Origin of the sequence: Bradyrhizobium genomosp. I (2014), from assembly GCF_000261685.1 — a bacterium.
Classification (GTDB): Bacteria; Pseudomonadota; Alphaproteobacteria; order Rhizobiales; family Xanthobacteraceae; genus Bradyrhizobium.
On record NZ_AJQE01000066.1, the window covers coordinates 23,462 to 49,945 of the forward strand.

At 63.4% G+C, this 26,484-nt stretch carries 23 protein-coding genes and 1 pseudogene; 15 read left to right on the plus strand and 9 right to left on the minus strand.

Features of this window, described 5'->3' with window-relative positions; translation table 11 throughout:
• Positions 1 to 11: 11 nt before the first annotated feature.
• Positions 12 to 674, minus strand: coding sequence for a TetR family transcriptional regulator (locus IC50_RS06970; protein WP_035702266.1), 663 nt, complete (start codon positions 672 to 674; stop codon positions 12 to 14).
• Between the two features lie 100 nt (positions 675 to 774).
• Between IC50_RS06970 and IC50_RS06975 the strand changes: the two genes are divergently transcribed.
• A complete protein-coding gene (locus tag IC50_RS06975) occupies positions 775 to 1,791 on the plus strand; it encodes an ABC transporter substrate-binding protein (RefSeq protein ID WP_035702212.1) in 1,017 nt (338 codons plus the stop codon).
• Between the two features lie 64 nt (positions 1,792 to 1,855).
• On the opposite strand, the gene IC50_RS06980 is transcribed toward IC50_RS06975, so the two are convergent.
• From IC50_RS06980 to IC50_RS06995, 4 genes and pseudogenes are all read right to left on the minus strand, one after another.
• The gene (locus tag IC50_RS06980) at positions 1,856 to 2,884 is read right to left on the minus strand and encodes an ABC transporter permease (protein ID WP_035702214.1); all 1,029 of its coding nucleotides are present in this window, start codon (positions 2,882 to 2,884) and stop codon (positions 1,856 to 1,858) included.
• Between the two features lie 12 nt (positions 2,885 to 2,896).
• Complete coding sequence (locus tag IC50_RS06985) at positions 2,897 to 4,399, minus strand: sugar ABC transporter ATP-binding protein (protein ID WP_035702215.1); 1,503 nt, start codon at positions 4,397 to 4,399, stop codon at positions 2,897 to 2,899.
• Between the two features lie 35 nt (positions 4,400 to 4,434).
• On the minus strand, positions 4,435 to 5,457 hold the full coding sequence (locus IC50_RS06990; RefSeq protein ID WP_035702217.1) for a sugar ABC transporter substrate-binding protein: 1,023 nt from the start codon (positions 5,455 to 5,457) through the stop codon (positions 4,435 to 4,437).
• Positions 5,458 to 5,612: 155 nt separating this feature from the next.
• Positions 5,613 to 5,884 (minus strand): annotated as a pseudogene (locus tag IC50_RS06995) (globin); the annotation flags it as partial.
• Positions 5,885 to 6,382: 498 nt separating this feature from the next.
• Between IC50_RS06995 and IC50_RS07000 the strand changes: the two are divergent.
• From IC50_RS07000 to IC50_RS07035, 8 genes are all read left to right on the plus strand, one after another.
• Positions 6,383 to 6,760, plus strand: coding sequence for a DUF2946 domain-containing protein (locus tag IC50_RS07000; protein WP_193374100.1), 378 nt, complete (start codon positions 6,383 to 6,385; stop codon positions 6,758 to 6,760).
• A 95-nt stretch (positions 6,761 to 6,855) separates the two neighbouring features.
• On the plus strand, positions 6,856 to 9,264 hold the full coding sequence (locus IC50_RS07005) for a TonB-dependent receptor family protein (RefSeq protein WP_035702219.1): 2,409 nt from the start codon (positions 6,856 to 6,858) through the stop codon (positions 9,262 to 9,264).
• A gap of 26 nt (positions 9,265 to 9,290) precedes the next feature.
• On the plus strand, positions 9,291 to 10,502 hold the full coding sequence (locus IC50_RS07010) for a sialidase family protein (RefSeq protein ID WP_035702220.1): 1,212 nt from the start codon (positions 9,291 to 9,293) through the stop codon (positions 10,500 to 10,502).
• Positions 10,499 to 10,996, plus strand: a complete 498-nt coding sequence (locus IC50_RS07015) for a TlpA family protein disulfide reductase (protein ID WP_035702221.1) — start codon at positions 10,499 to 10,501, stop codon at positions 10,994 to 10,996. Before IC50_RS07010 ends, IC50_RS07015 begins: the two co-directional genes overlap by 4 nt.
• Positions 10,997 to 11,024: 28 nt before the next feature.
• Entirely contained in the window at positions 11,025 to 11,561 is a 537-nt protein-coding gene (locus IC50_RS07020; RefSeq protein WP_035702224.1) for a copper chaperone PCu(A)C, read from the plus strand.
• A 247-nt stretch (positions 11,562 to 11,808) separates the two neighbouring features.
• Positions 11,809 to 13,128, plus strand: a complete 1,320-nt coding sequence (gene proS, locus IC50_RS07025) for a proline--tRNA ligase (protein ID WP_035702227.1) — start codon at positions 11,809 to 11,811, stop codon at positions 13,126 to 13,128.
• 73 nt (positions 13,129 to 13,201) lie between these two features.
• Complete coding sequence (locus IC50_RS07030; protein WP_035702228.1) at positions 13,202 to 14,482, plus strand: lipoprotein-releasing ABC transporter permease subunit; 1,281 nt, start codon at positions 13,202 to 13,204, stop codon at positions 14,480 to 14,482.
• Between the two features lie 7 nt (positions 14,483 to 14,489).
• Complete coding sequence (locus IC50_RS07035; protein WP_035702229.1) at positions 14,490 to 15,194, plus strand: ABC transporter ATP-binding protein; 705 nt, start codon at positions 14,490 to 14,492, stop codon at positions 15,192 to 15,194.
• Between the two features lie 95 nt (positions 15,195 to 15,289).
• On the opposite strand, the gene IC50_RS07040 is transcribed toward IC50_RS07035, so the two are convergent.
• Positions 15,290 to 16,369, minus strand: coding sequence for a zinc-binding dehydrogenase (locus IC50_RS07040; protein ID WP_035702268.1), 1,080 nt, complete (start codon positions 16,367 to 16,369; stop codon positions 15,290 to 15,292).
• A gap of 109 nt (positions 16,370 to 16,478) precedes the next feature.
• On the opposite strand from IC50_RS07040, the gene IC50_RS07045 reads away from it, so the two are divergent.
• Positions 16,479 to 17,252 (plus strand): helix-turn-helix transcriptional regulator, encoded by a 774-nt coding sequence (locus IC50_RS07045; protein ID WP_035702232.1) that lies wholly within the window; start codon positions 16,479 to 16,481, stop codon positions 17,250 to 17,252.
• 265 nt (positions 17,253 to 17,517) lie between these two features.
• Positions 17,518 to 20,667: a GAF domain-containing protein gene (locus tag IC50_RS07050; RefSeq protein ID WP_035702235.1), complete on the plus strand. Its 3,150-nt coding sequence runs from the start codon at positions 17,518 to 17,520 to the stop codon at positions 20,665 to 20,667.
• 152 nt (positions 20,668 to 20,819) lie between these two features.
• Here the strand turns inward: IC50_RS07050 and pdxR are convergent, their stop codons facing one another.
• On the minus strand, positions 20,820 to 22,226 hold the full coding sequence (gene pdxR / locus IC50_RS07055; protein ID WP_035702270.1) for a MocR-like pyridoxine biosynthesis transcription factor PdxR: 1,407 nt from the start codon (positions 22,224 to 22,226) through the stop codon (positions 20,820 to 20,822).
• Positions 22,227 to 22,342: 116 nt separating this feature from the next.
• Between pdxR and IC50_RS07060 the strand changes: the two genes are divergently transcribed.
• Together IC50_RS07060 and IC50_RS07065 are read left to right on the plus strand one after the other, a co-directional pair.
• Entirely contained in the window at positions 22,343 to 22,804 is a 462-nt protein-coding gene (locus IC50_RS07060; RefSeq protein WP_035702238.1) for a carboxymuconolactone decarboxylase family protein, read from the plus strand.
• 42 nt (positions 22,805 to 22,846) lie between these two features.
• Positions 22,847 to 23,485: an HD domain-containing protein gene (locus IC50_RS07065; RefSeq protein WP_035702241.1), complete on the plus strand. Its 639-nt coding sequence runs from the start codon at positions 22,847 to 22,849 to the stop codon at positions 23,483 to 23,485.
• Between the two features lie 53 nt (positions 23,486 to 23,538).
• Here the strand turns inward: IC50_RS07065 and IC50_RS07070 are convergent, their stop codons facing one another.
• Both IC50_RS07070 and IC50_RS07075 read right to left on the minus strand, forming a co-directional pair.
• On the minus strand, positions 23,539 to 23,805 hold the full coding sequence (locus IC50_RS07070) for a DUF3551 domain-containing protein (protein ID WP_035702243.1): 267 nt from the start codon (positions 23,803 to 23,805) through the stop codon (positions 23,539 to 23,541).
• Position 23,806: 1 nt separating this feature from the next.
• Positions 23,807 to 24,115: a DUF3551 domain-containing protein gene (locus tag IC50_RS07075; protein WP_035702246.1), complete on the minus strand. Its 309-nt coding sequence runs from the start codon at positions 24,113 to 24,115 to the stop codon at positions 23,807 to 23,809.
• Between the two features lie 254 nt (positions 24,116 to 24,369).
• Between IC50_RS07075 and IC50_RS07080 the strand changes: the two genes are divergently transcribed.
• Positions 24,370 to 25,092, plus strand: coding sequence for an outer membrane protein (locus tag IC50_RS07080; RefSeq protein ID WP_035702249.1), 723 nt, complete (start codon positions 24,370 to 24,372; stop codon positions 25,090 to 25,092).
• Between the two features lie 470 nt (positions 25,093 to 25,562).
• Positions 25,563 to 26,484 (plus strand): PHP domain-containing protein (locus IC50_RS07085; protein WP_035702252.1); only part of this gene is annotated, 922 nt, incomplete at its 3' end.

Sequence of the window (26,484 nt, forward strand, 5' to 3'; positions counted from 1 at the left end):
CGAAGGAAGTTTCAACCAGTTGGTTGATTAGGTCGGAGCGACTGGAGCACCAGATCGGCGACGTGCCGCCGGCGGGCGCGCCGCTGGGCGCGGCTCGACAGGTCCTTGCCGAAGATCGCCGACAGCGTCGGGGTGTTGGAGAAGAAGAAATAGCTGAGGCCCGCAATCGAGATATAGAGCTGGACGGGATCGATCCCCTTGCGGAATACACCCGAGCGCACCCCCTCATTGAGGATGTGGGAGACGCTCTTGACAAGCGGCGAGTGCATCGCTTCCAGCCGGGTCGAGCCGCGGACATGACGGGCGCCGCCGCGGTTCTCGTCGTTCAAGAGCACGATGAAATCAGGGTTTGCCGCCAGGTGGTCGAACGATGCTTCGATCAGCCTGCGGATCGCCTTCTCCGGCGGCAGGCCTTCGAGATTGAGCCTGCGCTCCTGCTCGCGGATGTCCTCATAGACCCATTCGAGCACGGCGAGGTACAGCGCGTCCTTGTCGCCGAAATAGTGGTAGACGAGCTGCTTGTTGACGCCGGCGCGCTCGGCGATCTCGTCGACACGGGCGCCCGCAAGGCCGTGCCGGGCGAATTCCTGGCGCGCCGCGGTCAGGAGCTTCTTGCGGGTGGCGACGGGGTCGCGGCGCTGCGGCACGGTGTCGCCAGATCGTTTTGCGGGCATTTCCAACCAAACAGTTGACAAGTGGAGGGCGGGCTTGTTGCATTGGTATCCTCACAAGGGGAGAGCGACAAGCCGGGTCGCGGCAATGAGGAGAGATGCGATGAAGCGTTTGCAGGCGGCGGGCTCGGCCCTGGTGTTGGCTCTCGGGCTCGGTGTGCCGGCGGTGCCCGTGCATGCGGGTGAAGCCGTCAATCTGATCCTGAACTGGACGCCGACGGCCGATCACTCGCCGTACTATTTCGCCAAGGCGCAGGGCTGGTACGAGAAGGCGGGGATCGACCTCACCATCGAGACCGGCAAGGGCTCCGGCGTCTCCGCCGCCAAGGTCGGCTCCGGCGGCTCGCCGTTCGGCGTCGCCGATCTCGCCACCATGCTGGTGGCCAAGAGCAAGGGCGCCGACACCGTCGCGGTGATGAGCGTCTACGCCAACACCGGCCAGACCTTCTACTGGCTGAAGAGCTATGGCGTGAACGGGGTGAAGGACTTCGCGGGCCACAAGATCGGCAATCCCCCCGGCGATGCCTCGCGGGTGATGTGGCCGGCCTTTGCCAAGGCGGCAGGGCTTGCGCCCGACTCCGTCGGCTTCGTCAATGTCGGACCGACCGCGAAGATCGCGGCGCTGAAGAGCCACACCGTCGACATCATCAGCGACTTCTACAACGAGCACGACCTGAAGGTCATCGAGTTCGGAGGCGATCTCGGCTACCTCAACTGGAAGGACATCGGGCTCAATCCTTACGGCAACTCGCTGATCGTCAACGGTGCTTACTTGCAGAAGAACCCGAAGGTCGTCGAGGATTTCGTCCGCGTCACGCAGAAGGCCTTTGCTGCCTGCGTCGCCGACGTCACGCCCTGCCTGAAGGCGCTGCTCGATCAGGTCTCCGGCCTCGACAAAGCGAACCAGGAGCGCCAGTGGGAGCGCATCAAGTTCCTGATGACGGACGAGTTCACGACCACAAAGGGTCTCGGCTGGATCGACGGCGAGCGGATGAAGAAGGACTACGAGCTGGTCCAGACCTATCTCGGCATGGAGAAGCCGTTCGACGTGACGACCGCGTTCACGACCAAGATGCTGGATCCCAGCATCAAGATGGATGCGAGCAAGGTGAAGAAGTAGGACCTGCGCGCGGGCGCGCTACTCCGTCTTCCGTCCCCCTGAGATGGCCGCTTCTCCAGCGGCCTTACTCCGCCGCCTTTTCCCTCAAGCGCTGCGCATAGACATTGATGACCAGCGCCGCCAAGAGGATCAGGCCACGGATCAGGATCTTCAGGAAGCTGTCGATGTTGACGTGGTCGAGGCCGTTGTTGAGGACGCCGAGCACGAACAGGCCGACGATGGTGTTGCCGATGCCGCCGCGGCCGCCGAACAGGCTGGTGCCGCCGACGACGACGGCGGCGATGGAGTCGAGCAAATAGGTGTCGAACTCGTTCTGCTGCGCGCTGCCGAAATGGGCGACGCCGAGCATGCCGCCGATGCCGGAGCACACCGCCGAGATCACCATGACCGCACCGAGGATGAGCTTGACGTTGAGGCCGGAATATTCGGCGGCCTCGCGATTTCCCCCGACCATGTAGACGTAGCGGCCGAAGCGCGTGTAGGTCAGCACCAGATGGCCGCCGAGCAGCATGACTGCGGCGACGATGACGATCCAGGGGATGCCGCCGATCGAACCCGAGCCGAGGGTCGTGATCAGGCTCGGCACCTTGTAGGCGATCTGGCCGCGCACCAGCAGCGCCGAGATGCCGGCGGCGATCTGCATCATCGCCAGGGTCATGATGAAGGAGGGGATGCCGATCACGGTCAGCCCCAGCGCGTTGACGAGGCCGAGCAGGGCGCAGAGCAGGATCGACAGGATGATCGCAGCCGCGCCGGGCAGGGGGATATTGGCGATGTTGACGTAGGACTCCTGCAGCGTGAAGTAGGCGACCGCGATGCCGGTGACGTTGGCGATGCTGGCGATGGAGAGGTCGATCTCGGCGCAGAGGATCACGAAGGTGAGGCCGACCGCGATGATGCCGGTGACCGACACCTGCGTCAGGATGTTGCCGAGATTGTCGAGTGTCGCGAAGGAGGGGCTGGCGAAGGCGAAGAAGGCGGAGAGGAAGATCAGGGTGAGGAATGGTGCGATGTTGCGCATCTGCGAGCGCAGGAAGGGCGCCAGCCCGCGCGCCCGCTGTCCCGCCGCCAAAGCCGTCTCACTGCTCGCCATTGTGCTTCTCCGTCACGCCGCTTCCAGCAGGCGGTCCTTGCTGACCGGCTCGTTCGAAAATTCCCGCACCACCGCGCCGCGCTTGAGCACGAGGATGCGGTCGGCCAGCGACAGCACCGTTTCCGGCTCGGTCGACAGCACGATGATCGCAAGCCCTCTGGCGCGGAGGTCGCGGACGATGTTGATGACGTCGTTCTTGGCGCCGACATCCATGCCGCGGGTCGGCTCGCACAGCACGAGAAGCTTGGGCGGATAGGTGAGCCATTTTGCCAGGGCGACCTTCTGCTGGTTGCCGCCCGAGAGCATGCCGAGATCGAGGCCGACCACCGGCGGCCGGATCTGCAGCTGCTCGACCTGGCGCTTCGCGATATCGCGCTCCTCAGTCGGCTTGAGCAGCAGCGCGGAGATGCGATCGAGGATGCCGATCGAGATGTTCTTGTAGACCGGCTCCTGGTGAAACAGCATGTCGCGCCGGCTCTCCGGCACCAGTGCCACGCCGGCGCGCCGCGCCGCCGCCGTGCTGGCGAAGGTTCTCGGCGTGCCCTCGACCGCCAGCGTGCCGCCATCCGGCTTCAGCTTGCCGAACAGGACGCGCGACAGTTCCTGCTGGCCGCAGCCCATGAAGCCGTAGATGCCGAGCACTTCGCCCGCGCGGGCCTCGAACGAGATGTCCTTCAGGCTGCGGGACAACGACAGCTGGTCCACCTTCAGGATGACCGGGCTGTCGCTCGGCTGCGGCAGCATCAGGTCATCGGTGTAGCTGTGCTCGAGCGCTTCGCCGCCGCGGCCGATCATGGCTTCGATCAGCGCGCCCTTGCTGGTCGCCGCGCTTGTCGTCTCCGCAACCTTCCGCCCATTGCGGAACACGGTGACCGTATCGGACACAAGCAGGATGTCCTCGATGAAATGCGAGATGAAGACGATGCTGGTGCCAGCCTCGCGCAACCGCCGGAGAGTGGCGAACAGCCGCTCGACCTCGGGCGGGGAGAGGGCGGAGGTCGGCTCGTCCAGGATGACGATGCGCGCGCCGGAGAACAGCACGCGCGCGATCTCGATCAGCTGCTGCAGCCCGATCGGGAGATCGCCGAGCCGGGACATCGGATCGACGTCGATGCCGAAGCGGGCGAGCTGCTCGCCCGCTTCGCGCGCCATCCGCCGCCATTGGACGAGGCCGAGGGCGTTGGTCGGCTGATTGCCCAGGAAGACGTTCTCGGCGACGGTGAGGTCGGGTGCGACGCTGAGCTCCTGATGCACCATGGCGATGCCGGCGGCGTGCGCATCGCGCGCCGAGCGGAAATGTGTTTCCCGGCCGTCGATCAGGAAGCGGCCGGAGAACTCGGTGTGCACGCCGGCGATGATCTTCATCAGCGTGCTTTTTCCGGCGCCGTTCTCGCCGACGAGACCATGGATCTCGCCGGGATAGAGCGCGAAGTCGACACCACGAAGCGCCTCGACGCCGCCGAAGCTCTTCGTGATGCCCTGGAGCTCCAGGATGGGTTGCTGTCCCGCAGGCATGAAAGTTCAGATCTTAAAGTTCAGATCTTGGAGGCTCAGATCAGGAAGTGATCCTGCATCCACTGCATGCCGGCGGCGTTGGCCTTGGTCACGACCGGGCCGTCGGTAACGACGTTCTTGGGGATGCCCTGTCCGCTCTTCTCGCCGCCGACCACGGCGGAGACGCCCGCGATGATGGCGCCGCCATGGATGCGGCAGGACGGGTTGCGCACGGTCGCGAACATGCGACCCTCGCTCACCGCCTGGATCGCCGGCGGCATGGCGTCGACGCCGCCGATCAGGATATTGGTGCGGCCCCGCGCCTTCATGATGTTGGCTGCGGCGAGCGCCATGTCGTCATTGTGGAAGAACGCCGCGTCGATCTGCGGGTATTTCGTCAGGTAGGTTTCCCAGAGGCGGGCGGTCTTGGAGACGTCCCAGTCGGCCGGCTGGGTGTCGAGCACCTCGACCCCGGGGAATTGCTTGACCACCGAGTTGAAGCCCTTGGCGCGTCCTTGTGCGCCGGTGTGTCCGAGCGCGCCTTGGGTCATGATGATCTTGCCCTTGCCGCCCATCGCGTTGCACAGCGCCTGCGTCACGGACGCGCCCATGAACTCGTTGTCGGGGGCGAGGAAGGAGTGGACGTTGATCTGGTCGAGCGGCGCGATCAGCGTGTCCATGTCGATGACGGGCGTGCCGGCGTCGATCATCTTCTGCACCGGCTGGGTGAGGGTGCCGATGCCGAAGGCCTGGATCGCGACGAAGTCCCATTTCTGCGAGGCCATGTTGTCGATCGCCGCGCGCTGCTTCACCGCATCGAGCTGGCCGTCGAACCAGGTGACTTCGACGTTGAACAGCTTGCCCCAGAATTCCGCGGCCTGCTTGCCTTGCGCGCACCAGGTCGCCTGCAGGCCTGCGTTGGAAAAGGCCGCCTTCAGCGGCTTTTCGCTTCGTCCGACCGCGGCTGCAAGCGCGGGGTTTATGCCCATGCTGCCGAGGATGGCAGTTGCGGCGCCGGCGGTCGCAGCCGCCTGAAGAAGATCGCGCCTCGTCGTCGAGAAATCTTTCGTCCCGGACATCGCTCGCTCCCATGTATCTTGTCGTCGGCGCGTCATTGCTTGCGCGACCGATGCCCGAAAGTCTCTCACAAGAGTTGTTGGCACTCAATCTGCAATCAACCGCGCGATCGCGGCAGCCAGTGTTGGTGCAGCGCAAAGCGTCAGGCCGGAGCGGCGGCGAAGAACGCGATGAACAGCTCGCGCGGCGTGCCGTAAGCATCGCGCGAGGCGAGCTCGCAGGAGATCAGCCGGAAATGCCCGCCGCGCTCGCCGGCGAGGTCGAGGATCGCTTCAATCGTCACTGCGGGCATCGATCCCTTCACGAGGTCGCTGCCGTCCGAGCGGAATGTCGCCCTGCGTTTTGCGGATGCAACTCGAACAGACGTTGATGGACGAGCGGCGTGAGATCGGCGCAGCGCGAGGTCGCGCGTTCGAAGCCGTCTTCGATTGGATGAGGGCCGCGTTCATCGACAGTTCAGCCGCGCGGACAAAAAAAGAGCGGGGCCCTGGCCCCGCTCGAAAATTGTGTCGACCCTATTATCCCCGATCTTAAGATTTGCTCTTGATTGACGGGGCGACGCTGCGTTTTGCGCGCCAGGGGCTCCTCCCGAGACTTGGACCACCAGACTTCGACCTCGCGGTCAGCCTGAGCAAGAGGAATGCTAAATCAACTTTTCTCACTTGTCATCATTTTCGGCAACGAATGTTCAAAATTCGAGCAGCTGACGAAATGATCGGGCTGTCTTCCGATAAGTGTATGACAAATAAAAGAAATCTGTGGACGGTCGGCGCTCTGGATTGCCTCGAATGGTTGGGTCCGAGCCTTTCGTAGGGCGCTCCGGTCCGAATCTGCCGACATTTGTCCTGGGACAAGAAGGCCGCCGAAGTTCCCTCGACTCGGAACCAGCGGGGTGTTTAAGCTAGCAGGGAACGAATGGTTCGGCGAATGCGCGCACGGCTGCAAAAATATCTTCCGATCGTCCTGCTCGCGCTGGTGATGCAGGTGCTGGCGCCGATTGCCGCGTGCTGGGCGGCCGGCCAGGCTATGGCCGATCCGCTTTCCGCCGCCGTTATCTGCCACAGTGCGGGCGAGCAGGGCGGCGGTCCGAACAATCCGACGGGCACGCCGACCGCGCATGCCGGCGCCTGTGCCCTGTGTTGCCTGGCCCAGGCCAACGCGACGCTCGATTCGCCGCCGCAGGTTGCTCTCGCCACTCCCTTCCGTCACGCCGAACGTGTGGTGTGGCTTGCGCCGGATGTGTCCGCCATCGCCTCCTATACGGGCGTGAGCGCCCAGGCTCGCGCGCCCCCTCGATTTTCCTGACGTAGCGACAAATCGAACCATTGGCGCGCGCCGTTGCCGTGCCGGTGGCGTGCTCAATGGACCGGCCGATGTGCCGGATGTCAGGAATTCAACAGATGTTACGCATTCGTGCGATCAGCCGCGCGAGCTTGCCCGTGCTTTGCGGGCTGGTGTCCTCGATCGGCTCAGACGCGCTGGCCCAAGGCACCTCGGAAGCGCTTCCCGCGGTGACCGTTGAGGCGCCGCAGCCTTCTCGTCCCCAACCAATCACCCGGCCATCGCGACTGCGCTCGGCTTCAGCGGGACGCGCGGCAAGACCCGTTGCGCGGAACGCGGTTGCCAGCCCGCCGGCCCAAAACCTGGCCGAGTCTGCCGGCGTAGCGCGGGCTGGTCTCAATCAGTCCCCGGCCGGCCAGACCGCGACGACCATCGATCGCAGCCAGTTCGACAATCGCCCGGCGTTTTCGGTCAGCGACGTCTTGCGGGACAGTCCAGGCATTTCGATCAAGCAGGGCAACGGCCCGCGCGATTTCGGCATCTCGATTCGTGGCTCCAACGCCCGGAACGGTTTCGCCATCCGCAATCTCGTGATCTTCGAGGACGGCTTCCCGGTGACGCAGCCGGACGGCCTGTCGCGGAGCGACCTGATCGATCCGCACGCCTATGGCGCGATCGACGTGATTCGGGGACCTTCATCGGCGCTCTATGGCAACTATGCGACCGGCGGTGCGCTCAATTTTCGAACGCGGCCGGGCGGCACGATCGACGGCGTCGAATATGGCGTCGACGGCGGCAGCTACGGTTATCTCAACGACTACCTCGCCGCCGGCAAGAAGGTCGGGAATTTCGAGGGCTCGCTGTTCGCGAGCGACGTGCGGGGCGATGGCTATATCGGCAACAGCTGGTACAATACCCAGACCGTCAACTTCCTCGGCACGCTCAAGGCGACGCCGGACGATCGTTTCACGGTCAAGATCATCAACAACGACCTCAGCGCGCGGCTCCCGCTTCGCCAGTCGCTGAACCAGTTCTACATCAATCCGTTCCAGCAGGGGTGTACGACCGGTGCAACGGCGGCAGCCGGATGTCCGACCGTGTCTCTCTTCAGGAACGGCTTCAACGGTGGCAAGGACATCGAGACGGCGACCCAAGCCGGTCTCGGGCGAAACGATCGACGAACCATTGTCGGAGCACGATGGGAGCACGACTTCGATAACACGATGACGTGGCGGAACCAGTTCGTGTTCGACGACAGGAACATCAGCCAGCCCACCGGCGCGACCAGCGCCATAGGCGATTTCCCCTCGTACAACTACATGAGCGACATCACCAAGCGCGGTGAAATCTTCGGCATGGAGTCCACCACTTTGGTCGGCGCCTGGTACAATACGCTCGTGGCGTCGAGCGATACGCGCAACGTCATGCCGGGCGGAAACGCCACGCTGGGACTGATCTCGGCCAACACCTACAGCGATACATCCAACTACGGGATACGGGCGCGGGAGGAGCTGAAGCTCACTCCGGACCTGACCGCGATCGCTGGAGTTGGGTGGGAAACCACCATTCTGAAGGGCGTTAATACGCTCTACAAATACAACACGATCAACGTTCCAGTCGCGACGATACCTACGCCCACCGCCGTCAACCGCAGGATTGAGAACACGGCGCCCGAATTGGCGCTGCTCTACAGGCTTAATCAAGAATGGCAGTTTCGCGGACGGGTCGCGACCGGATACGGAACGCCGCAGGTGTCGAATCTGTTCGTTCTTCCGAACGGTGATTTCGGCAACAACACTCAGCTCCAGACGCAAACCAATGTCGGCTATGATCTCGGCTTCGATTGGACGCCGAGCAACGCGGTCAAGCTGAGCGCGACGGCATTCTACGAATTTTTCCGAAATGAGCTGGTCAGTCAGGCCGCCAGCAATCCCAGCGCGAGCAACGCGACCTACACGTTCAACGCGCCGCGATCGGAGCATCGCGGCATCGAGCTTGCCGCCGACTGGAAGTTCTATCCGGGCTGGCGGTTCACGGCGGCGTACACCTATCTCGACGAGGTCTACACCGAGTATGTCGAGAACATCACCAATGGCGCCGTGTTCAGCTTCAACCGGGCAGGTAACAAGATTCCCGGCATCTCCCCCCACGAGCTGACGGCGCGAATTGGATATGACGAGTTCGCCGGGCCGCTTGCAGGTCTCGGAGGCTTTGTCGAACTGCAGTGGAAGGACTCCTTCTACATGGACAATGCGAATGTGCTGAAGGCACCCGGCTATGAGCTGGTCAATTTGAACGTTCACTACAAGACCGATCTGGTGTCGGACACCTTCAGATCGCTGAACCTGTTTCTCGAGGTCAGGAACGTATTCGACCGGACCTACATCGCTTCGGCAAACAACATCACCAACACGGTGACGGCAGCTGGCGTTCAAAATCCTGCGAGTGTGCTCGCAAACACCACGGGATCGATCTATGCCGGCTCGCCGCGCACCTTTGTTGCAGGTATGAAGGTGGCGTTCAAATGATCCGGGCTCTTGAAGGGAGTAGGGCCATGATCCGAACTGGCCTGCTTGGAATCGTCGCTCTCGCATTCCTGCAAGGTGCGGCGCTCGGACAGATGCGAGCTCCGCATGCGTCCGAAGCGGCGTGTGAAGAGCCGACGCTGCGCTGCGCAACCAAGGCGACGCCCACATTCGCTCCGGACGGAACGCTGTGGCTGGTCTGGATGGCGGGAGGGCAGGTCTCGGTCGCGAGTTCGCAGGATGCGGGCCGCAATTTCTCGGTCCCCATCCAGGTCACGACGAAGCGGCTGAACCTTGACTGGGGGCCCGATGCGCGGCCGAAGATCGTGGTCGATCGCAAGGGCGGCATTGCCGTTGCGTTCTCGATCTTCAGGGACGAAGCCTTCAACGGCCAGGTGCTCTACACGCGTTCGGCCGATGACGGAAGGAGCTTCGCCGAGCTGAAGCCCATCACCGCCAACAACGAGAGCCAGCGTTTCGAAGCGCTGGCGCTCGATCAGGACGGAACCGTCTTTGCAGCCTGGCTCGACAAACGCAATCGTGTTCCCGCAAGGGAGGCGGGACGGAAATATGAGGGAGCAGCGCTGTTCTTTGCCTCGTCTCGCGATGGCGGCGCCACCTACACCGAGGCCAGTCTCGCGCGTGACGGCACCTGCGAGTGCTGCCGATTGGGGCTGACGTTCGCGGCGCCCGGGCGGCCGGCCGTGATTTTCAGGAACATCTTCGATGGCGGCGTGCGCGATCACGCGATCATGACGTTCACCGACGTCTCGACGCCAGGGGAAATCCATCGCGTCAGCAACGACGACTGGCAGATCAATGCCTGCCCGCACCACGGGCCGAGCCTCACGGTTGCGCCGAACGGAACCTATCACGTCGCCTGGTACACGAACGGGAAGGCTCGCAAGGGGTTGTTCTACGCCCACTCGCGCGACGAAGGTCGCACGTTCTCTGCGCCGATGGCGTTGGGGCGGCCGGATCGTAATCCGACGCGCCCCTTCGTGCTCGCGGGCCCGGCGGGGACGGTGATGGTGTGGAAGGAGTTCGATGGCGAGAAGACCTCGGTCCAGATGACGATCTCCCGTGATGACGGCGAAACGTGGTCGCCGCCGAAGACGATATCGAGCACGACCGACACGTCCGATCACCCCTTGCTCGTCTCCAATGGCAAGCAGACCTACCTGTCATGGATGACGAAGGCGGACGGCTATCGGCTTACAGCTATCGAGGTCCAGCCATGAGGTTTCGATTTGCAGGCATTGCGAGTCTTGTCGTTCTGATCGCGTCGGCGGCTGCGCTCGGCGCATCTCCCGCTCTGAAGCCGTTCGAACGCGGCACCTGGCAAGGTGTCCTCAAGGGGCACGCCGGCCGCCCCGTGCTCGTGCATTTCTGGGGCGTGACCTGTGGCCCCTGCAAGGTCGAGTTACCGCTGCTCGGGCAGTTTGCCAAGGATCATCCTGACGTCGATGTCGTCACGGTCAGCGCGGACCTCGTGCCAAATTTGCCGGCCGCGACGCAATCGATGCTCGACAAGGCGGGACTGTCGTCGACCGAGAACTTCATCTTCAACGACGGCTTTGTCGAGCGCTTGCGGTTCGAGATCGATCCTGCCTGGCAGGGCGACATCCCCAGGACGATGCTCATCTCTCGGGACGGGATCATCACGACGATCGAAGGCTCCGCCGAAATGTCCGACCTGGAGAAATGGTCGGCGCAGCAACTCTCCAAACACTGAAGTTCAATCTGCAAAAGGAAATACCGATATGAAGGCAAGACTGAAAGATGTGCTGCTCGCTGCGTTCGCTGTTGCGCTCTGCGTAGCACCGGCGGCCGCCGACGACGTCAAGGCCGGCGATCTCGTCATCTCGCAGGCGTGGAGCCGCGCGACGCCGGGCGGCGCCAAGGTCGCCGGGGGCTATCTCACCATCGAGAACAAGGGCACGGCGGCCGACAAGCTGGTTAGCGTGTCCGCCGATATCGCGGGGAAGGCCGAGATCCACGAGATGGCGATGGACAACGGTGTGATGAAGATGCGTCCGCTCGACAAGGGGCTGGCGATCGATCCCGGCAAAACGGTGAAGCTCGCGCCCGGCGGCTATCACCTGATGCTCCAGGAGCTGAAGGGCCCCTTCAAGCAGGGCGACAAGGTGCCCGTGACGCTGCAATTCGAGAAGGCCGGCAAGGTCGCCGTCTCTCTCGACGTCCAGGGCGTCGGCGCGCAGGCGCCGGGCGACGCCGGACACTCGGGTCACATGGACATGAAGAAAATGCCGGATCACTCGGGAATGAAGATGAAGTGAGACCAATCCGGCCGGCCGCGCCCGCGCGCGGATCGACGGCCTGTTGACCGATTTCGAGCGGGTCACGCTGGAGGCGATTGGGCCGCCGCCGCAAAGGAGCGCCGCGGCGGCTCAACCTGAACCTGAAGTCGACGGAAAAATGACAAGGAATTTCGCCGCGTTAGCGGCTTTTCCTCATTCCCGGTCTTGTGTTTTCGCTCTCAATCCGGTTTCACTGCGGACGATCACTGATTCCCAGAGTATTCCCATGCGGTTGTCGCGTTTCTTTCTGCCCATCCTGAAGGAAAACCCGAAAGAGGCGGAGATCGTCTCGCATCGGCTGATGCTGCGCGCCGGCATGATCCGGCAGGAGGCCGCCGGCATCTATGCCTGGCTGCCGCTCGGCTTCCGCGTGCTGAAGAAGATCGAGCAGATCGTGCGTGAGGAGCAGGACCGGTCCGGCGCGATCGAGGTCTTGATGCCGACCCTGCAGCTCGCCGATCTCTGGCGCGAGAGCGGCCGCTACGACGCCTATGGGCCGGAGATGCTGCGCATCGCCGACCGCCACAAGCGCGAGCTGCTGTACGGGCCGACCAACGAGGAAATGATCACCGAGATCTTCCGCGCCTACGTGAAGTCCTACAAGAACCTTCCGCTGAATCTCTATCATATCCAATGGAAATTCCGCGACGAGCAGCGTCCGCGCTTCGGCGTGATGCGCGGCCGCGAGTTCCTGATGAAGGACGCCTATTCGTTCGACCTCAACGAGGCCGCGGCGCGCGTCGCCTACAACAAGATGTTCGTCGCCTATTTGCGGACGTTTGCGCGGATGGGGCTGAAGGCGATCCCGATGCGCGCCGAGACCGGCCCGATCGGCGGCGATCTCAGCCACGAGTTCATCGTGCTCGCCGAAACCGGCGAATCCGGCGTCTTCATCAATCGCGACGTGCTCGACCTGCCAGTGCCGGGCGAGGATGTCGATTATGAGGGCGACCTGACGCCGATCATTAAGCAATGGACCTCGCTCTATGCGGCGACGGAGGACGTCCACGACGCCGCGCGCTTCGAGCGGGAAGTGCCCGCGGACAAGCGAGTGAACACTCGCGGCATCGAGGTCGGGCAGATCTTCTATTTCGGCACCAAATATTCCGAGCCGATGAAGGCGCTGGTGGCAGGCCCCGACGGCGTCGATGTGCCGATCCATGGCGGCTCCTACGGCGTCGGCGTCTCGCGCCTGTTAGGTGCCATCATCGAGGCCTGCCACGACGATGCCGGCATCAAATGGCCGGAGGCGGTGGCGCCGTTCCGCGTCTCGATCCTCAACCTCAAGCAGGGCGATGCGGCCGTCGATGCGGCCTGCGAGAAACTTTATGCTGAGCTCACGGCCAAGGGCGTCGACGTGCTCTACGACGACACCGATCAGCGCGCCGGCGCCAAGTTCGCCGCCGCCGACCTGATCGGCATCCCCTGGCAGATCATGATCGGGCCGAAGGGGCTCGCCGACGGCAAGGTCGAGATCAAGCGGCGCAGCGACGGCGCCCGCGAGACCATGTCGCCTGCCGACGCGGTTGCGCGCCTGGTCGGCTGAATATTGTTCATCGCGCGATATCGCGGCCGCCAATCCGGCCACAATTGACCCCGAATCATGGGATTATCGAGCGATGGATGAGACCATGACCGAAACCGTGCAAACCGCGCCTTTTGCGCCATTCGAGTGGATGCTGTCGGCGCGCTATCTGCGTGCGCGGCGGAAGGAGGGATTCATCTCGGTCATCGCCGGGTTCTCCTTTCTCGGCATCATGCTGGGCGTCGCGACGCTGATCATCGTCATGGCCGTGATGAACGGCTTCCGCAAGGAGCTGCTCGACAAGATCCTGGGGCTGAACGGCCACATCCTGGTCCAGCCGCTGGAATCGCCGTTGACCGACTGGAAGGATGTCGCCGAGCGCATCAGTCAGGTCGATGGCATTCGTCTCGCAGCGCCCGTCGTGGACGGCCAGGCGCTCGCATCATCGCCGTGGAACGCCTCTGGCGTCCTGGTGCGGGGCATCCGTTCCGACGATCTCAACAACCTCACCTCGATCGCCAAGAACATCAAGCAGGGCTCGCTCGAGGGCTTTGACGAAGGGCAGGGCGTCGCGATCGGCCGACGCCTCGCCGACCAGCTGTCGCTGCATGCCGGCGACAGCGTGACGCTGGTGGCGCCGAAGGGCGCTGTGACGCCGATGGGCACGACGCCGCGGATCAAGCCGTACAAGATCGTCGCGGTGTTCGAGATCGGCATGTCCGAATACGATCTCGGCTTCGTGTTCATGCCGCTTGCCGAAGCACAGGCCTATTTCAACCGCAGCAACGACGTCACCTCGATCGAGGTGTTCACCACCAACCCCGACAAGATCGACGCCTTCCGCAAGGCGGTGACGGAGGCTGCGGGCCGGCCGGTTTTCCTGGTCGACTGGCGGCAGCGAAACTCCACTTTCTTCAACGCGCTCCAGGTCGAGCGCAACGTGATGTTCCTGATCCTGACCATGATCGTTCTTGTCGCGGCGCTCAATATCGTCTCCGGCCTGATCATGCTGGTGAAGGACAAGGGCAGCGACATCGCGATCCTGCGCACGATGGGCGCCTCGCAAGGATCGATCATGCGGATCTTCCTGATCACCGGCGCCTCGATCGGCGTGGTCGGGACGCTGGTCGGCTTCTTCGTCGGCCTCGTGATCTGCCTCAACATCGAATCGATCCGGCAATTCCTGTCCTGGCTGACCAGCACCGAATTGTTCTCGCCGGAACTCTATTTCCTGTCGAAACTGCCTGCTGAAATCGACGTCGGCGAGACCACCGCGGTGGTGGTCATGGCGCTGACGCTGTCGTTCCTGGCGACGCTCTATCCGTCGTGGCGCGCCGCGCGCCTCGATCCCGTCGAAGCGCTGCGGTACGAGTGAGGGGCTGATGGAGCAGCAGCAGGGGGCGGAAGATGTCCCGGTCATTTATCTCCACGAGATAAAGCGGCAGTATTTGCAGGGCGAGGTGCCGCTGACCATCCTCGACGGCGCCAAGCTGGCGCTGTGGGCCGGCCAATCGGTCGCGCTGGTGGCGCCGTCGGGCTCGGGCAAGTCGACGCTGCTGCACATTGCAGGTCTTCTGGAAGCGCCCGATTCCGGCGAGGTCTATGTCTCGGGCGCGCCGACCTCGCAGCTGCCCGACATCGAGCGCACGCAGCTGCGCCGCACCGACATCGGCTTCGTCTACCAGTCGCATCGGCTGCTGCCGGAGTTCTCGGCGCTCGAGAACGTCATGCTGCCGCAGATGATCCGCGGCCTGAAGAAATCCGAGAGCGTCAAGCGGGCCAAGGAACTCCTGGGCTATCTCGGGCTCGGCGACCGCATCACCCATCGCCCCGCCGAATTGTCCGGAGGCGAGCAGCAGCGCGTTGCGATCGCACGTGCGGTCGCCAATGCGCCGCGCGTGCTGTTTGCGGACGAGCCGACCGGCAATCTCGACCCCGGCACGGCCGAGCACGTGTTCCAGGCCCTGATGCAGCTGGTCAAGGCGACGCAGGTGTCGATGCTGATCGCGACCCACAACATGGAACTCGCAGGCCGCATGGACCGGCGCGTCTCGCTGTCGCACGGCCAAGTGGTCGAGCTCGAATAGCAAGACTGCGAAAACAACCCCATGCACAGTAGCCAAGTGCTTGGCGGGACTTCCGAAAAAAATCGGCGACGGCGCCTCGCCGCCGCCCCAAGGGCTCAAGGGCGGATCACGGTCATTTTGAACGGTCCGCCATTGGCGGCGGCGTGTTCCACCGCTTCATTGGCGTGGTCGAGGTCGAAGGCCGTGGTCTCGTATTCGTCGAGCCGCAGCAATCCCGCACGGACCAGCGCGATCAGGCGGCTCGCCGCATCCGGCGGATACATCCAGACGCCGTGGATGCTGATGCAGTTGCGCATGATCCAGGGGTAGGGCAGTTCGAGGCCCGCGCCACCCGCCATGCCGACGCCTCCCATCAGCACGACGCGGCCGTAAGCGCGCACTGTCATGACCGCCGCCCGCACGATGGCCGGGCTCACCGAGGGCGGCATGATGTCGAACACGCAGTCGATCGGGCCCGGCGCGGCGCGCCTCATGTTCTCGCGGTCGTCGTCCTCAACGCCGGTGAGCTTGACCGGCTGCACGCGGTTGCCGAAGCGACGGACGAGGTCGGCGAGGATCTCTTCGTTGCGGCCCGGCGCCACTACGCAGGCCGCGCCCATCGCGAGCGCGACTGAAACGGCGGCGCTGCCGAAATTGCCGGTGGCGCCGCTCACCAGCACGGTCTCGCCGGGCCGAAGGTTCGCAGCGAGGAAGCCGCCATAGGGCACCAGCAGCGTTCCCAGCGCGCACCAACGCGTCGCTTCCTCCGGCGTCATCGCGCCGAGGCGTTTGACGTTCTCGGTCGGCAGGCGCATCTGCTCGGCGAAGGAGCCATGGCGAAAGTGCCTTTGCAGAAGCATGCCGCCGGGCCCGCCGGCAGTCAGTCCCTGCAGGGCGATATCGGGCGCGACGGCGTCATCGCGCGAGCGCACCGTCGGATCGCAGAACACCCAGTCGCCGACGGCAAGCTTGGTCGCGTCTGGTCCGATCGCGCGCACCCTGCCGATGCCGCCGGGGCCCGGGATCATCGGCAGATCGAGCGCATAATTGCGCGTCCCGTCGAAGACCTCGTTCATATAGGACAGCACGCGCGTAGCGACGACATCGACGATGACCTCGCCGGTGCCGAGCACCGGTTCGGGGACATTCTCGATTGCCAGTGGCGAGCCGAAGGATTTGAGCACGGCAGCTTTCATGATGTTCACCTCAAGGTCGGGTGAAGCCGATATGCGTCGCCTTAAAGGGGCCAAGAAGGCCTGGTATTATCCTAGTATTATACAGGCCCTCCATTGCAGGACACGCGTCATGGCCGATCCACGCCGGGTTGAATTCGGCGACTTCCTGAGGTCCCGCCGCGAAAAGCTGTCGCCGAAGACCGTCGGGCTTCCGATGGGCAGGCGCCGGCGCACCGCGGGGCTGCGCCGCGAGGAGGTTGCGCAGCTCGCCGGCATCGGCGTCGACTGGTACATCCGCCTCGAGCAGGGCCGCACCGTCAGCCCGTCCGTCACCACGATCGACGCACTGGCCCGCGCGCTGCGCCTCAGCAAGACCGAGCACGCGCACCTGACGGCGCTGGCGCGTGATGGCACCAGGGCGGCGTTCACGCGCGAAATCGTGCCACCGCCCATTCGACGGATGATCGAGAGCCTGCGCCAGCCGGCCTATATCACTGGCCGGCGCTGGGACGTGCTGGCCTGGAACGACGCGGCCGAGGAGGTTTTTGGCTTCGGCCAGTTGCCGGAGCAGGATCGCAACACGTTGCTCCTCGTGTTGACGAACAAGCAGACGCGAAAATTCTACGGCGCGGGCTGGGCCGACGTCGCCAAGAGCATGGTCGCGATGTTCCGCGCCACCCATGACGTCTGGGCCGGCGATCCCGCCTTCACGGAGTTGCTGACGCGGCTGCGCCAGGGCAGCCCGGAATTCGTCAAATGGTGGGAAGCGCATGAGATCCGCAGCACTGCGTCGGGCCTCAAGACCATGAATCATCCGGCCAAAGGTGTGCTGCACTTCGAGCACACCAGCTTCCAGGCCAACGACGATCCCGCGCTCAAGCTCGTGATCTATACGCCGGTGTAGGACGGACACCGATTCAAAGGGTGTCTGTCTTCGAAGCCATTCAGGCTTTCGAACACGACCGCTGTAGATCTCGTTCCGACCGCAATGAAGCGCCTTCAGCCCGATCCAAGGGCCCGGGGAACCCAAGTGTCACCCGGAGGTTAATTGGTCGGTCAGTCGACATCGACGTCAGGTCGGCCTGCCCCGATCGAATTGAACTGCGCAACGCGGAATACCGTTTCATCAGCCTATTGGGTGGAGGCAGGGAAGTGTCCGGGGAAGACCGATGACGACAGCGACCGGGCTACTCTCGGCCGACCGAAATGCCGTCTTAGCCACCCTCGGCGACTACATTCGAGAAATCGGCAACCCCGACGATCTCGCCTATGCCGCGGCTGAGCTGCTCGGCCGCAGCCTCAATGTCAGCCGGGCAGGTTACGGCACCGTCGATACCTCCGCCGAAACCATCACGATCGCTCGCGACTGGAACGCTCCCGGGATCTCGAGTCTGGCCGGCGTGCTGCACTTTCGCGACTACGGCAGCTATATCGAAGACTTGAAGCGGGGCGAAACGGTCGTCTGCGCCGATGCCGAGAAAGACCCTCGCGTCGGCGACCGTGCCCGTGCTCTCGAGGCGATCTCTGCACGCGCGCTCGTCAACATGCCGATCTCCGAGCCCGGCGGGGTTGTGGCGCTGTTGTACCTCAACAATGCCGCGCCGCGCGAATGGAGCCCTGAAGAGCTGGACCTCATCCGCGATGTTGCCGAGCGCACGCGCACCGCAGTCGAACGCCGCCGTGCGGAAACGGCCGTGCGCGAGAACGAAGCCCGGCTGCTCTTCCTGGACGCCCTCAACAAGGAGACGGCCAAGGTCCGCGATGCCAATGGCGTGATGGCGGTGACGACGCGGATGGTCGGTGAGCATCTCCGCGTCTCGAACTGCGCCTATGCCGACATGGATCCTGATCAGGACGGCTTCACCATACGCGGGGACTGGGCAGCCCCCGGTGCGATGCACATCCTGGGGCACTATAGCCTTGCCGACTTCGGTGAGAAGGCGGTGCGAGAGCTGAGCGCCGGCAGGCCCCTTGTCATCAACGACAATCTGAAGGAGATCGCGCCGGAGGAAGCCGCCACTTTCCAACGCATCGGCATAGGTTCGACCATTTGCATGCCGTTGGTGAAGGAAGGGCGGCTGACGGCCCTGATGGCGATACATCACCGGGGCCCGCATCTCTGGAGGCCGCGAGAGCTTGCCGTGCTCACCGAGGTGGCGGAGCGATCGTGGGCGCACATCGAGCGCGTCCGATCGGAGCAGGCAGCCCGGGAATCTGCCGAACGGCTGGTCCTCGCAAACAAGGCGGCGGGCATCGGCACCTGGGACTACGATCCGGTCAACGACATTCTCCGATGGGACAGCCGCTGCAAGGAGGTGTTCGGCCTCCCACCTGATGCCGACGTCAGCTATGAAGGGTCGTTCCTGAAGGGCATTCATCCTGAGGACCGGCAGCGCGCCCATGAGGCTGTATCGGCCGCCCTGAAGCCTCGTACTCCGGCAAGCTACAACATCGAATACCGGACCGTCGGTATCGAGGACGGCGTCGAGCGCTGGATCGCCGCAACTGGCCACGCGATTTTTTCCAACGGCGAGGCTACCCGCTTCATCGGGACCGTGCTGGATATCTCCGCGCAGAAGAAGACGGAACGTCATCTCAGGATACTCAACGATACAGGGGCATCGGTTGCCCGCGAACGCGATCTCGAGAAGATCGTTCAGATCGTGACGGATGCCGGCGTCGAGCTGACGGGCGCCCAATTCGGAGCCTTCTTCTACAACGTCCTGGCCGCGGACGGCGGCAGCTACATGCTGTACTCGCTGTCCGGCGTGCCTCGATCCGCTTTCGAAAAGTTCCCAATGCCGCGCAATACCGCCGTGTTCGAGCCGACGTTCAGGGGGAAGGGCGTGGTGAGGTCCGACGACATTTTGCAGGACCCGCGCTATGGCAGGAATGCGCCGCGCAAAGGCATGCCCGAGGGCCATCTTCCGGTCCGTTCCTACCTGGCGGTCCCCGTGATCTCGCGAAGCGGCGAAGTGCTCGGTGGGCTTTTCTTCGGTCACGCGGAGGTGGGTAAATTCCACGAAGAGCATGAGGCCGCATTGCTCGGCATTGCCGGTCATGCCGCCACGGCCATCGACAACGCCCGGCTCTTGACCAAGCGCGAGGCGCTCAATGCCGAGCTGGAGCAACGTGTCGCCGATGAGATCGGCGAGCGCATGAAGGCCGAGGAGCAATTGCGGCAATCGCAGAAGATGGAAGCCGTCGGGCAATTGACAGGAGGCATCGCCCACGACTTCAACAACATGCTGGCCGTGATACTGGGCAGCCTGAATCTTGCAAAGCGGCGGCTCAGCAAGGGCGAGGTCAACGTTGACCGCTTCCTCGAGGGGGCGATCGACGGCGCAAACCGTGCGGCCACCTTGACGCAAAGGCTGCTCGCGTTCTCGCGTCAGCAGCCTCTTGCGCCGGAGGTCCTGGACATCAACAGGATGGTCGGCGAGATGAGCGAGTTGCTTGAGCGATCGCTTGGCGAACTGGTCCAGCTCGAAACGGTCCTCGCTGCTGGTCTCTGGCGCGTCAAGGCCGACCCAGCCCAGCTGGAAAGCGCGGTCATCAATCTCGCGGTGAATGCGCGCGACGCGATGCCGAAGGGCGGCAGGCTGACGATCGAAACCAGCAACGCGTCGATAGATCGAAAATATGCCCGCGAATACGCCCTGGCACCCGGGCAGTATGTTCTCATTGCCGTCACGGACAACGGCACGGGAATTCCGGCGGAGATGCTGGGAAAGGTCTTCGATCCGTTTTTCACGACCAAGGTCGTGGGCAAGGGCACCGGCCTCGGACTTAGTCAAGTCTACGGCTTCGTGCGGCAATCGGGCGGCCATGTCAAAATCTACTCGGAAGTCGAAGTTGGCACGACCGTGAAGATCTACCTTCCACGTTTCATCGGCGAGGAGGCAATCCCGGACTCGTCGCGCGGGATCATACATCCCGGTGCAAGTCATCAGAACGAGACGATTCTCGTCGTGGAAGACGACGAGCGCGTCCGCAGCATCTCATCCGAAAGCCTGCGCGAGCTCGGCTACACCGTCATCGAAGCTGCGAGCGCCATGGAGGCGATCAGGACGATCGAAAACGGCACCGTTCCGGATCTGCTGTTTACGGATGTCGTCATGCCCGAGATGACCGGCGCTGAACTCGCGGCACAGTTGTCGAAACGACATCCCGGCCTGAAGGTGTTGTTTACCACCGGCTATACGCGCAATGCGATCGTTCACAACGGCATGCTCGACGCCGGCAAGCATCTGTTGTCGAAGCCCTTTGCGATTGAAGACTTGGCTGCCAAAATTCGCAGTCTGCTCGACGAGTGTTGAGCACGTCGTGTCATGCGCCTTTAGATTCGAAGCACGCCGGCTTCCAGGTAGCAATCAAGCTTCAGTCCATCACGTTTGCATGTCGTCTTCACAGACGGGCTGGTCCCGGCTTTCGCAAGAAGACCTTTGAGGGGCACGCCGACGCGTATTGGTCACGTCAGCCGATCGATGATCTGAAGGAGCCGGTCGCAGGACGCCTCGATCCTCTTGTGCGGAGACGTTGCGACCCCAAGCAACAATCCTGGTCGCACTGAGCCCTTCGACGCATACCAGAGCGATAGCGGCGTAGGCGCCAGTCCAAGCGGTGCCGCTTCCCTGGCGATGGCCAGATCGGGTGCTCCCTCCGGCAAGCGCAGGATCGCCGCCAATCCGGCAATCGCAACGTTGGCCGTGCGCGGGCGCAGGTATTTCAGCAAACCATCGGCTTGCGCTGCGTAGGCTCGTTTCGTGCGCCGAAGATGCCGGAGATAATGACCGTCGCAGATGAAATCGGCCATCGCGAGCTGCACCGCGGGTCCGGGCGCCGGCGCGAGGCACGCCGCAACTTCGGCAAATCGCGACGCCAGGGCGGCCGGTGCCACCACAAAGCCCAGCCGCAGGGCAGGCGTCACGGTCTTGCTGAAAGAGCCGACGTGGATGACGCGGCCGGCGCGGTCGAGCGATGCGAGCGCCGGCGCCGCCCGGCCCTTGAGCTGAAGTTCGCTCAGATAGTCATCCTCGATCAGCCACGCCTTGCTTTGCGCTGCCCAGTCGAGCAGGCGTGAGCGCCGCACAAGCGACAATGTCGAGCCGAGTGGCGCCTGCTGCCCTGGCGTCACGACGACCAGTGCCGCATCAGGAGCTTGTTTCAGGCCGAAATCGACATCGATGCCGTTGGTGTCGACAGGGATCGGTGCGATCTTGAGCCTCGCAAGCTCGAGGCCGTGCCGGGTGAAGGGAAAGCCCGGATCCTCCATCCAGGCTTTCTTCTCTTCGAGACCGAGGACGCGGAGCGCCAGGCCAAGGCCGCCGCTGAAACCGCCGGTGATGATGATCTGGGAGGGCGCGCACTCGATCCCGCGCGCCAACGCAAGGTAGGCCGCGATCTCGCGCCGCAACGCCGGCTCGCCACGTGGGTCAGGGTAGATCGCCGGTGCGCTCACCTCAACGCGGACGGCCTGCGCGCGCATCCGCGCCAGCAGCGTCGCAGGAAGGGTCTCCTGCGCAGGCACGCCCATCTGGAAGATCGCCGGCCCGGCCGTGAGCTCCTGGTACATCTCCATGAACGAGCCGGGTGCCGGGGCCTTGTCCCGCCGCACTGGAAAGCGCGGCCGGTCCGCGACACGTGTTCCAGTCGCGCGGGCCGCGACGATCAGCTGCGCCGACGAGAGTTTCTCGTACGCGACGCGCACGGTTCCGCGCGCGACGCCGAGCTGGGCGGCCAGATCCTGCCAGGACGGGAGGCGCGCGCCCGGGGCGAGCACGCCGCTCTCGATCGCAGTCCTGATCCCTCTGTGGATCTGCTCGGCCAGCGGAGTCTTCGCAGATCGATCCAGCTCCAGGCGCAGTGGCTTGGTCATGCCTGCATGGTACATGATTTTTGCGCGTTCTTGGTGCTTTTTTGTAGACCACAGCGGAGGCACCTAACGGGCAACGGGGAGCGTTCATCCCCTCCCGGTCATCAAGGAGCAAGCAGATGAATGAACGTCTCAACTACAGCCACATCGCACCATCAGGCACGAAGGCACTGGGCGGCGTCTACGGCTACGTCATGCAGAGCGGGCTCCCGACGACGCTGGTTACTTTGGTCTATCTCCGCGTGTCGCAGATCAACAACTGCGCCTATTGCCTCGACATGCACACGCGCGACTTGCTGAAGAGCGGCGTGAAGATCGAAAAGCTCGCGCTGGTGCAGGCGTGGGCGGAGGCGGGCAATCTCTTCGACGAGCGCGAGCGCGCCGCCCTCGCATGGGCCGAGACGGTCACCCGCATCGCCGAGACCAACGTTCCGGACGATGCCTATCGAGCCGCCCGCAAGGTCTTCAGCGAGCGCGAGCTGGTCGATCTCACGATCGCGATCAGCCTGATGAATGCGTATAATCGCATGTCGATCAGCTTCCGGAAAACGCCGCAGGCCGTGCTCGAGAATGCCGCCTGACGACGCATGGCATCAGCAGAAACAAAAAGCAGGAGCCTGAAAATGACGAGCGTGATTTCCGGCGTCAAAATTCCCGACAGCCAATTGGCGCGCGAGGCTGCCGAGCTGGTGCGCACCTACGAAGACGAGATGTTGTTCAACCATTCGGTTCGCGTCTACGTGTTCGGCGCGATCAAGGGGCTGCGCCAGAAGCTGAAGTTCGATTCCGAACTGCTCTATGTCGCGGCACTGTTTCATGACCTCGGCCTGGTCGATCACTACCACACCGAGACCAGGCGGTTTGAGGTCGACGGCGCAGACGCCGCGCGCGAGTTTCTCCGGGCGCGCGGCATTGCCGAGCCGCAAGCAGATCTGGTGTGGGAAGCAATCGCGCTTCACACCACTCCGGGCATTCCACAATATATGCGGCCGGAGATCGCGCTCACCAATGCAGGCGTGTTGGTGGATGTGGTGGGCATTGGATATGACGAGTACACGCCGGAGCAGCGCGATCAGGTGATCTCCGCGTTTCCGCGTGGCGACTTCAAGAACGAGTTCGTGAAGGTGCAGACCTGCTCAGCGCTGAAAAAGCCGCAAACCACGTTCGGGACGGTCAACTTCGAGTACATCGAAGATCACGATCCTGGCTTTCACAAGCCGAACGCGTGCACGCGCATCCGCAACACGCCCTGGCAAAGTTGAGGAGACGCCGCCGCTCCGTCACGGAATTCTCGGCATAAGCCGAACGGTTTTGATTATTGGGCGCGAACGGCGTGGCGTCTCGAGCGGTGGGGGGGCGCCGGTTTGCTTGATGGAAAATACGGATTCACCACGCAACTTGCGGAGCGCCCGACCGCGAGATATCGGCACTGTGCAAGCGATGCGTAGCGGCAGTCGAAATAGCCGACGGGACCGTAGATCTGCATGCAGACGGGATAGCTCGGATCGTAGGTTTGTGCATGCGCAAGTCCGCCGGCCGAGAGCAGGGCGATCGCGATGAGCGCGAGGCGGGCCCGGCTCATCTCAGCGCGGCGAGAAGTAGCCCGGCGTCTGCGCGCCCGGACGGTTCTGATATGCGTATGGGTCGTCGCTCTGTCCGACGAAATACGGATTTGCGATGCAGGTCAGCGCGCGACCTGACGCGCTCGCCTGACACTGCGCGTAAGTGTCGAACCTGCAATTGCTCAGCCCAGGCCATTCATCACCGGTGAGGCAGAAAGGATGATTTTTACCGAATGCGTGCGCCGGTGCGCTTGCACCTGATGCGAATGCAAATGTGACGAATGCGAGCGAAAATGTGGCGACAATGGGCAAGGGAACTCGACCGCGCATCTCGATTCTCCAATCACGCGAATGTGCGCGCGGACTCGTTACGCGCACATGCAGTTTATGTCGTGTAGTCGACATTGGAACTCGTGAAAACACTTGTTCCAAAGGGTTTCCGCACACCTGCCGATAAACATTCGTTAATGAGCAAGGTCCTTTCGACCAAACTGTTGCGTCGCGGTTACAGCAATTCCGTCGTCCGCTGCTAAGACATCGCGCACGGCCCGGGGGCCTACTGAAGAAACTGGAACGGGAATCAAATGAAGAAGAATTTGTTGCTTGCCGCTGTCAGCCTCGTCGCGCTCGGCGCGGCTGCGCCGGCGCTGGCTGCTGACCTCGCGGCACGGCCCTACACCAAAGCTCCGCCCGCGGCGATCGCCGCCGTCTACGACTGGAGCGGCTTCTATATCGGCATCAACGGCGGTGGCGGTTCGGCGGATACGTCGTGGGACCTCGTCAACTTCGGCTCTGAAGGTTCGCACAACTCGACCGGCGGCACGGTCGGTGGTCAGATCGGTTACCGCTGGCAGACCGGCCAGTTCGTTTTCGGTGTGGAAGGCCAAGGCAACTGGGCTGACTTCTCGGGTGACAACATCAGCGCCATCACCGGGCTCCGGAACCGTACGCGCCTCGATGCCTTCGGTCTGATCACGGGCCAGGTCGGCTATGCCTGGAACAACGTCCTGCTCTACGTGAAGGGCGGTGCGGCTGTTGTCAGCAACAAGTACGACGTCTACAGCACTGTTACGGGTGCAAACCTCGACAATGCGGACGAGACTCGCTGGGGCGGCACGGTTGGCGCGGGCCTGGAGTTCGGTTTTGCTCCGAACTGGACGGTCGGTGTCGAGTACAACCACATCTTCCTCGGCGACCAAAATGTCACCTTCGCCAGTGGCGCAGTCGATCGCATCAAGCAGGACGTCGACATGGGCCTCGTCCGCCTGAACTACAAGTTCGGCGGCCCGCTGCTGGCCCGCTACTAAGACAGATCGCTCCATCGCGAGCGGCTGACGAAAGCCCCGGCTTTGGCCGGGGCTTTTTTTCTTGTTTGCATTCAGCCAGTTAACCATCGCTTTTCGCGAGGCCTCGGATCGCTTGACTCCATAGAACAAAATGAGAACAATGTTCTTCATACGTTCCAGCAAGGGAGCAGGCCATGTTCAGGGTTTTCGTGGAAGAAGCCGCCGCACTGGCGTCGATCACGCTGTTCGTCGGGATGATCGCGATCTGGGCGCAGGTCATCCCGCAGCTCTAGGACGGAGCTTGCTGCTGCCGCTTGGGGAAAAGCGGGACGACGCGGCGAAGCGGTCGCTCCGGCGTGGACTCTGGAGCAGTGACGCCTCACCATTGTGAGGCGAGTCGGCCGGGCGGTGCAGGATCTGCTTTTTGATCTCTGACATCCCCTGGCGCCGGCGACCGTTTCATTTCGTCTGCAAGAGGCCGTCACGCGATCATGCCGAGCGCCGGATTTGTTCACCTTCACGTTCACTCGGCTTATTCGCTGCTCAAGGGCTCGATCAAGATCGCCAAGCTCGCCGAGCTTGCGAAGAAGGACCACCAGCCCGCACTGGCGCTGACCGACACCGATAATCTGTTCGGTGCGCTGGAGTTCTCCGACAAGATGGCGGGTTCCGGTATCCAGCCGATCGTCGGCTGCGAGCTGGCGATTGATTTCGGCGATCAGGATCCGAATGCGCGGAACGCGATTGGGCCGTCGCGGGTGGTGCTGCTGGGAGCGCAGGAGCGCGGCTATCGCAGCCTGATGCGGCTGAACTCGCGCGCGTTCCTGGAATCGCCGGACAGCCATGCTCCGTTCATCAAGTTCGATTGGCTCGAGGGCGAGACCGAGGGCCTGATCGCGCTGACGGGTGGACCGGACGGGCCGATCTCGCTGGCGCTCGCCGGCGGCCTTGCCGAGCTCGCCGCCGCGCGCTGCGAGCGTCTGGCCGCCCTGTTCGGCGACCGCCTCTACGTCGAATTGCAGCGCCACAACACGGAGAAGGAGCGGCGCGTCGAAAGCGGCTTGATCGATATCGCTTACGCCAAGGGACTGCCGCTGGTTGCGACCAACGAGCCGTATTTCGCCGCGACCGACGACTACGAAGCGCATGACGCGCTGCTCTGCATCGCCGGCGGGCGGCTGATCGCCGAGACCGAGCGCGAGCAGCTCACGCCGGATCATCGCTTCAAGACGCGCGCCGAGATGGCGGTGCTGTTCGCCGACATTCCGGAGGCGCTGGCCTCGACGATGGAGATCGCCGAGCGCTGCTCGTTCCGGCCAATGACGCGCAAGCCGATCCTGCCGTTCTTCACCGTCGGCGCCGCCGCAAGCTCCGATGCCGCCTCTGTCGAGGCGGCCGAGCTGAAGCGTCAGG

Coding starts and splice junctions, on each gene's coding strand:
- IC50_RS06970 (WP_035702266.1), bottom strand. CDS start 674: ATGCCCGCAAAACGATCTGGCGACACCGTGCCGCAGCGCCGCGACCCC.
- IC50_RS06975 (WP_035702212.1), top strand. CDS start 775: ATGAAGCGTTTGCAGGCGGCGGGCTCGGCCCTGGTGTTGGCTCTCGGG.
- IC50_RS06980 (WP_035702214.1), bottom strand. CDS start 2,884: ATGGCGAGCAGTGAGACGGCTTTGGCGGCGGGACAGCGGGCGCGCGGG.
- IC50_RS06985 (WP_035702215.1), bottom strand. CDS start 4,399: ATGCCTGCGGGACAGCAACCCATCCTGGAGCTCCAGGGCATCACGAAG.
- IC50_RS06990 (WP_035702217.1), bottom strand. CDS start 5,457: ATGTCCGGGACGAAAGATTTCTCGACGACGAGGCGCGATCTTCTTCAG.
- IC50_RS07000 (WP_193374100.1), top strand. CDS start 6,383: ATGCGCGCACGGCTGCAAAAATATCTTCCGATCGTCCTGCTCGCGCTG.
- IC50_RS07005 (WP_035702219.1), top strand. CDS start 6,856: ATGTTACGCATTCGTGCGATCAGCCGCGCGAGCTTGCCCGTGCTTTGC.
- IC50_RS07010 (WP_035702220.1), top strand. CDS start 9,291: ATGATCCGAACTGGCCTGCTTGGAATCGTCGCTCTCGCATTCCTGCAA.
- IC50_RS07015 (WP_035702221.1), top strand. CDS start 10,499: ATGAGGTTTCGATTTGCAGGCATTGCGAGTCTTGTCGTTCTGATCGCG.
- IC50_RS07020 (WP_035702224.1), top strand. CDS start 11,025: ATGAAGGCAAGACTGAAAGATGTGCTGCTCGCTGCGTTCGCTGTTGCG.
- proS (WP_035702227.1), top strand. CDS start 11,809: ATGCGGTTGTCGCGTTTCTTTCTGCCCATCCTGAAGGAAAACCCGAAA.
- IC50_RS07030 (WP_035702228.1), top strand. CDS start 13,202: ATGGATGAGACCATGACCGAAACCGTGCAAACCGCGCCTTTTGCGCCA.
- IC50_RS07035 (WP_035702229.1), top strand. CDS start 14,490: ATGGAGCAGCAGCAGGGGGCGGAAGATGTCCCGGTCATTTATCTCCAC.
- IC50_RS07040 (WP_035702268.1), bottom strand. CDS start 16,369: ATGAAAGCTGCCGTGCTCAAATCCTTCGGCTCGCCACTGGCAATCGAG.
- IC50_RS07045 (WP_035702232.1), top strand. CDS start 16,479: ATGGCCGATCCACGCCGGGTTGAATTCGGCGACTTCCTGAGGTCCCGC.
- IC50_RS07050 (WP_035702235.1), top strand. CDS start 17,518: ATGACGACAGCGACCGGGCTACTCTCGGCCGACCGAAATGCCGTCTTA.
- pdxR (WP_035702270.1), bottom strand. CDS start 22,226: ATGACCAAGCCACTGCGCCTGGAGCTGGATCGATCTGCGAAGACTCCG.
- IC50_RS07060 (WP_035702238.1), top strand. CDS start 22,343: ATGAATGAACGTCTCAACTACAGCCACATCGCACCATCAGGCACGAAG.
- IC50_RS07065 (WP_035702241.1), top strand. CDS start 22,847: ATGACGAGCGTGATTTCCGGCGTCAAAATTCCCGACAGCCAATTGGCG.
- IC50_RS07070 (WP_035702243.1), bottom strand. CDS start 23,805: ATGAGCCGGGCCCGCCTCGCGCTCATCGCGATCGCCCTGCTCTCGGCC.
- IC50_RS07075 (WP_035702246.1), bottom strand. CDS start 24,115: ATGCGCGGTCGAGTTCCCTTGCCCATTGTCGCCACATTTTCGCTCGCA.
- IC50_RS07080 (WP_035702249.1), top strand. CDS start 24,370: ATGAAGAAGAATTTGTTGCTTGCCGCTGTCAGCCTCGTCGCGCTCGGC.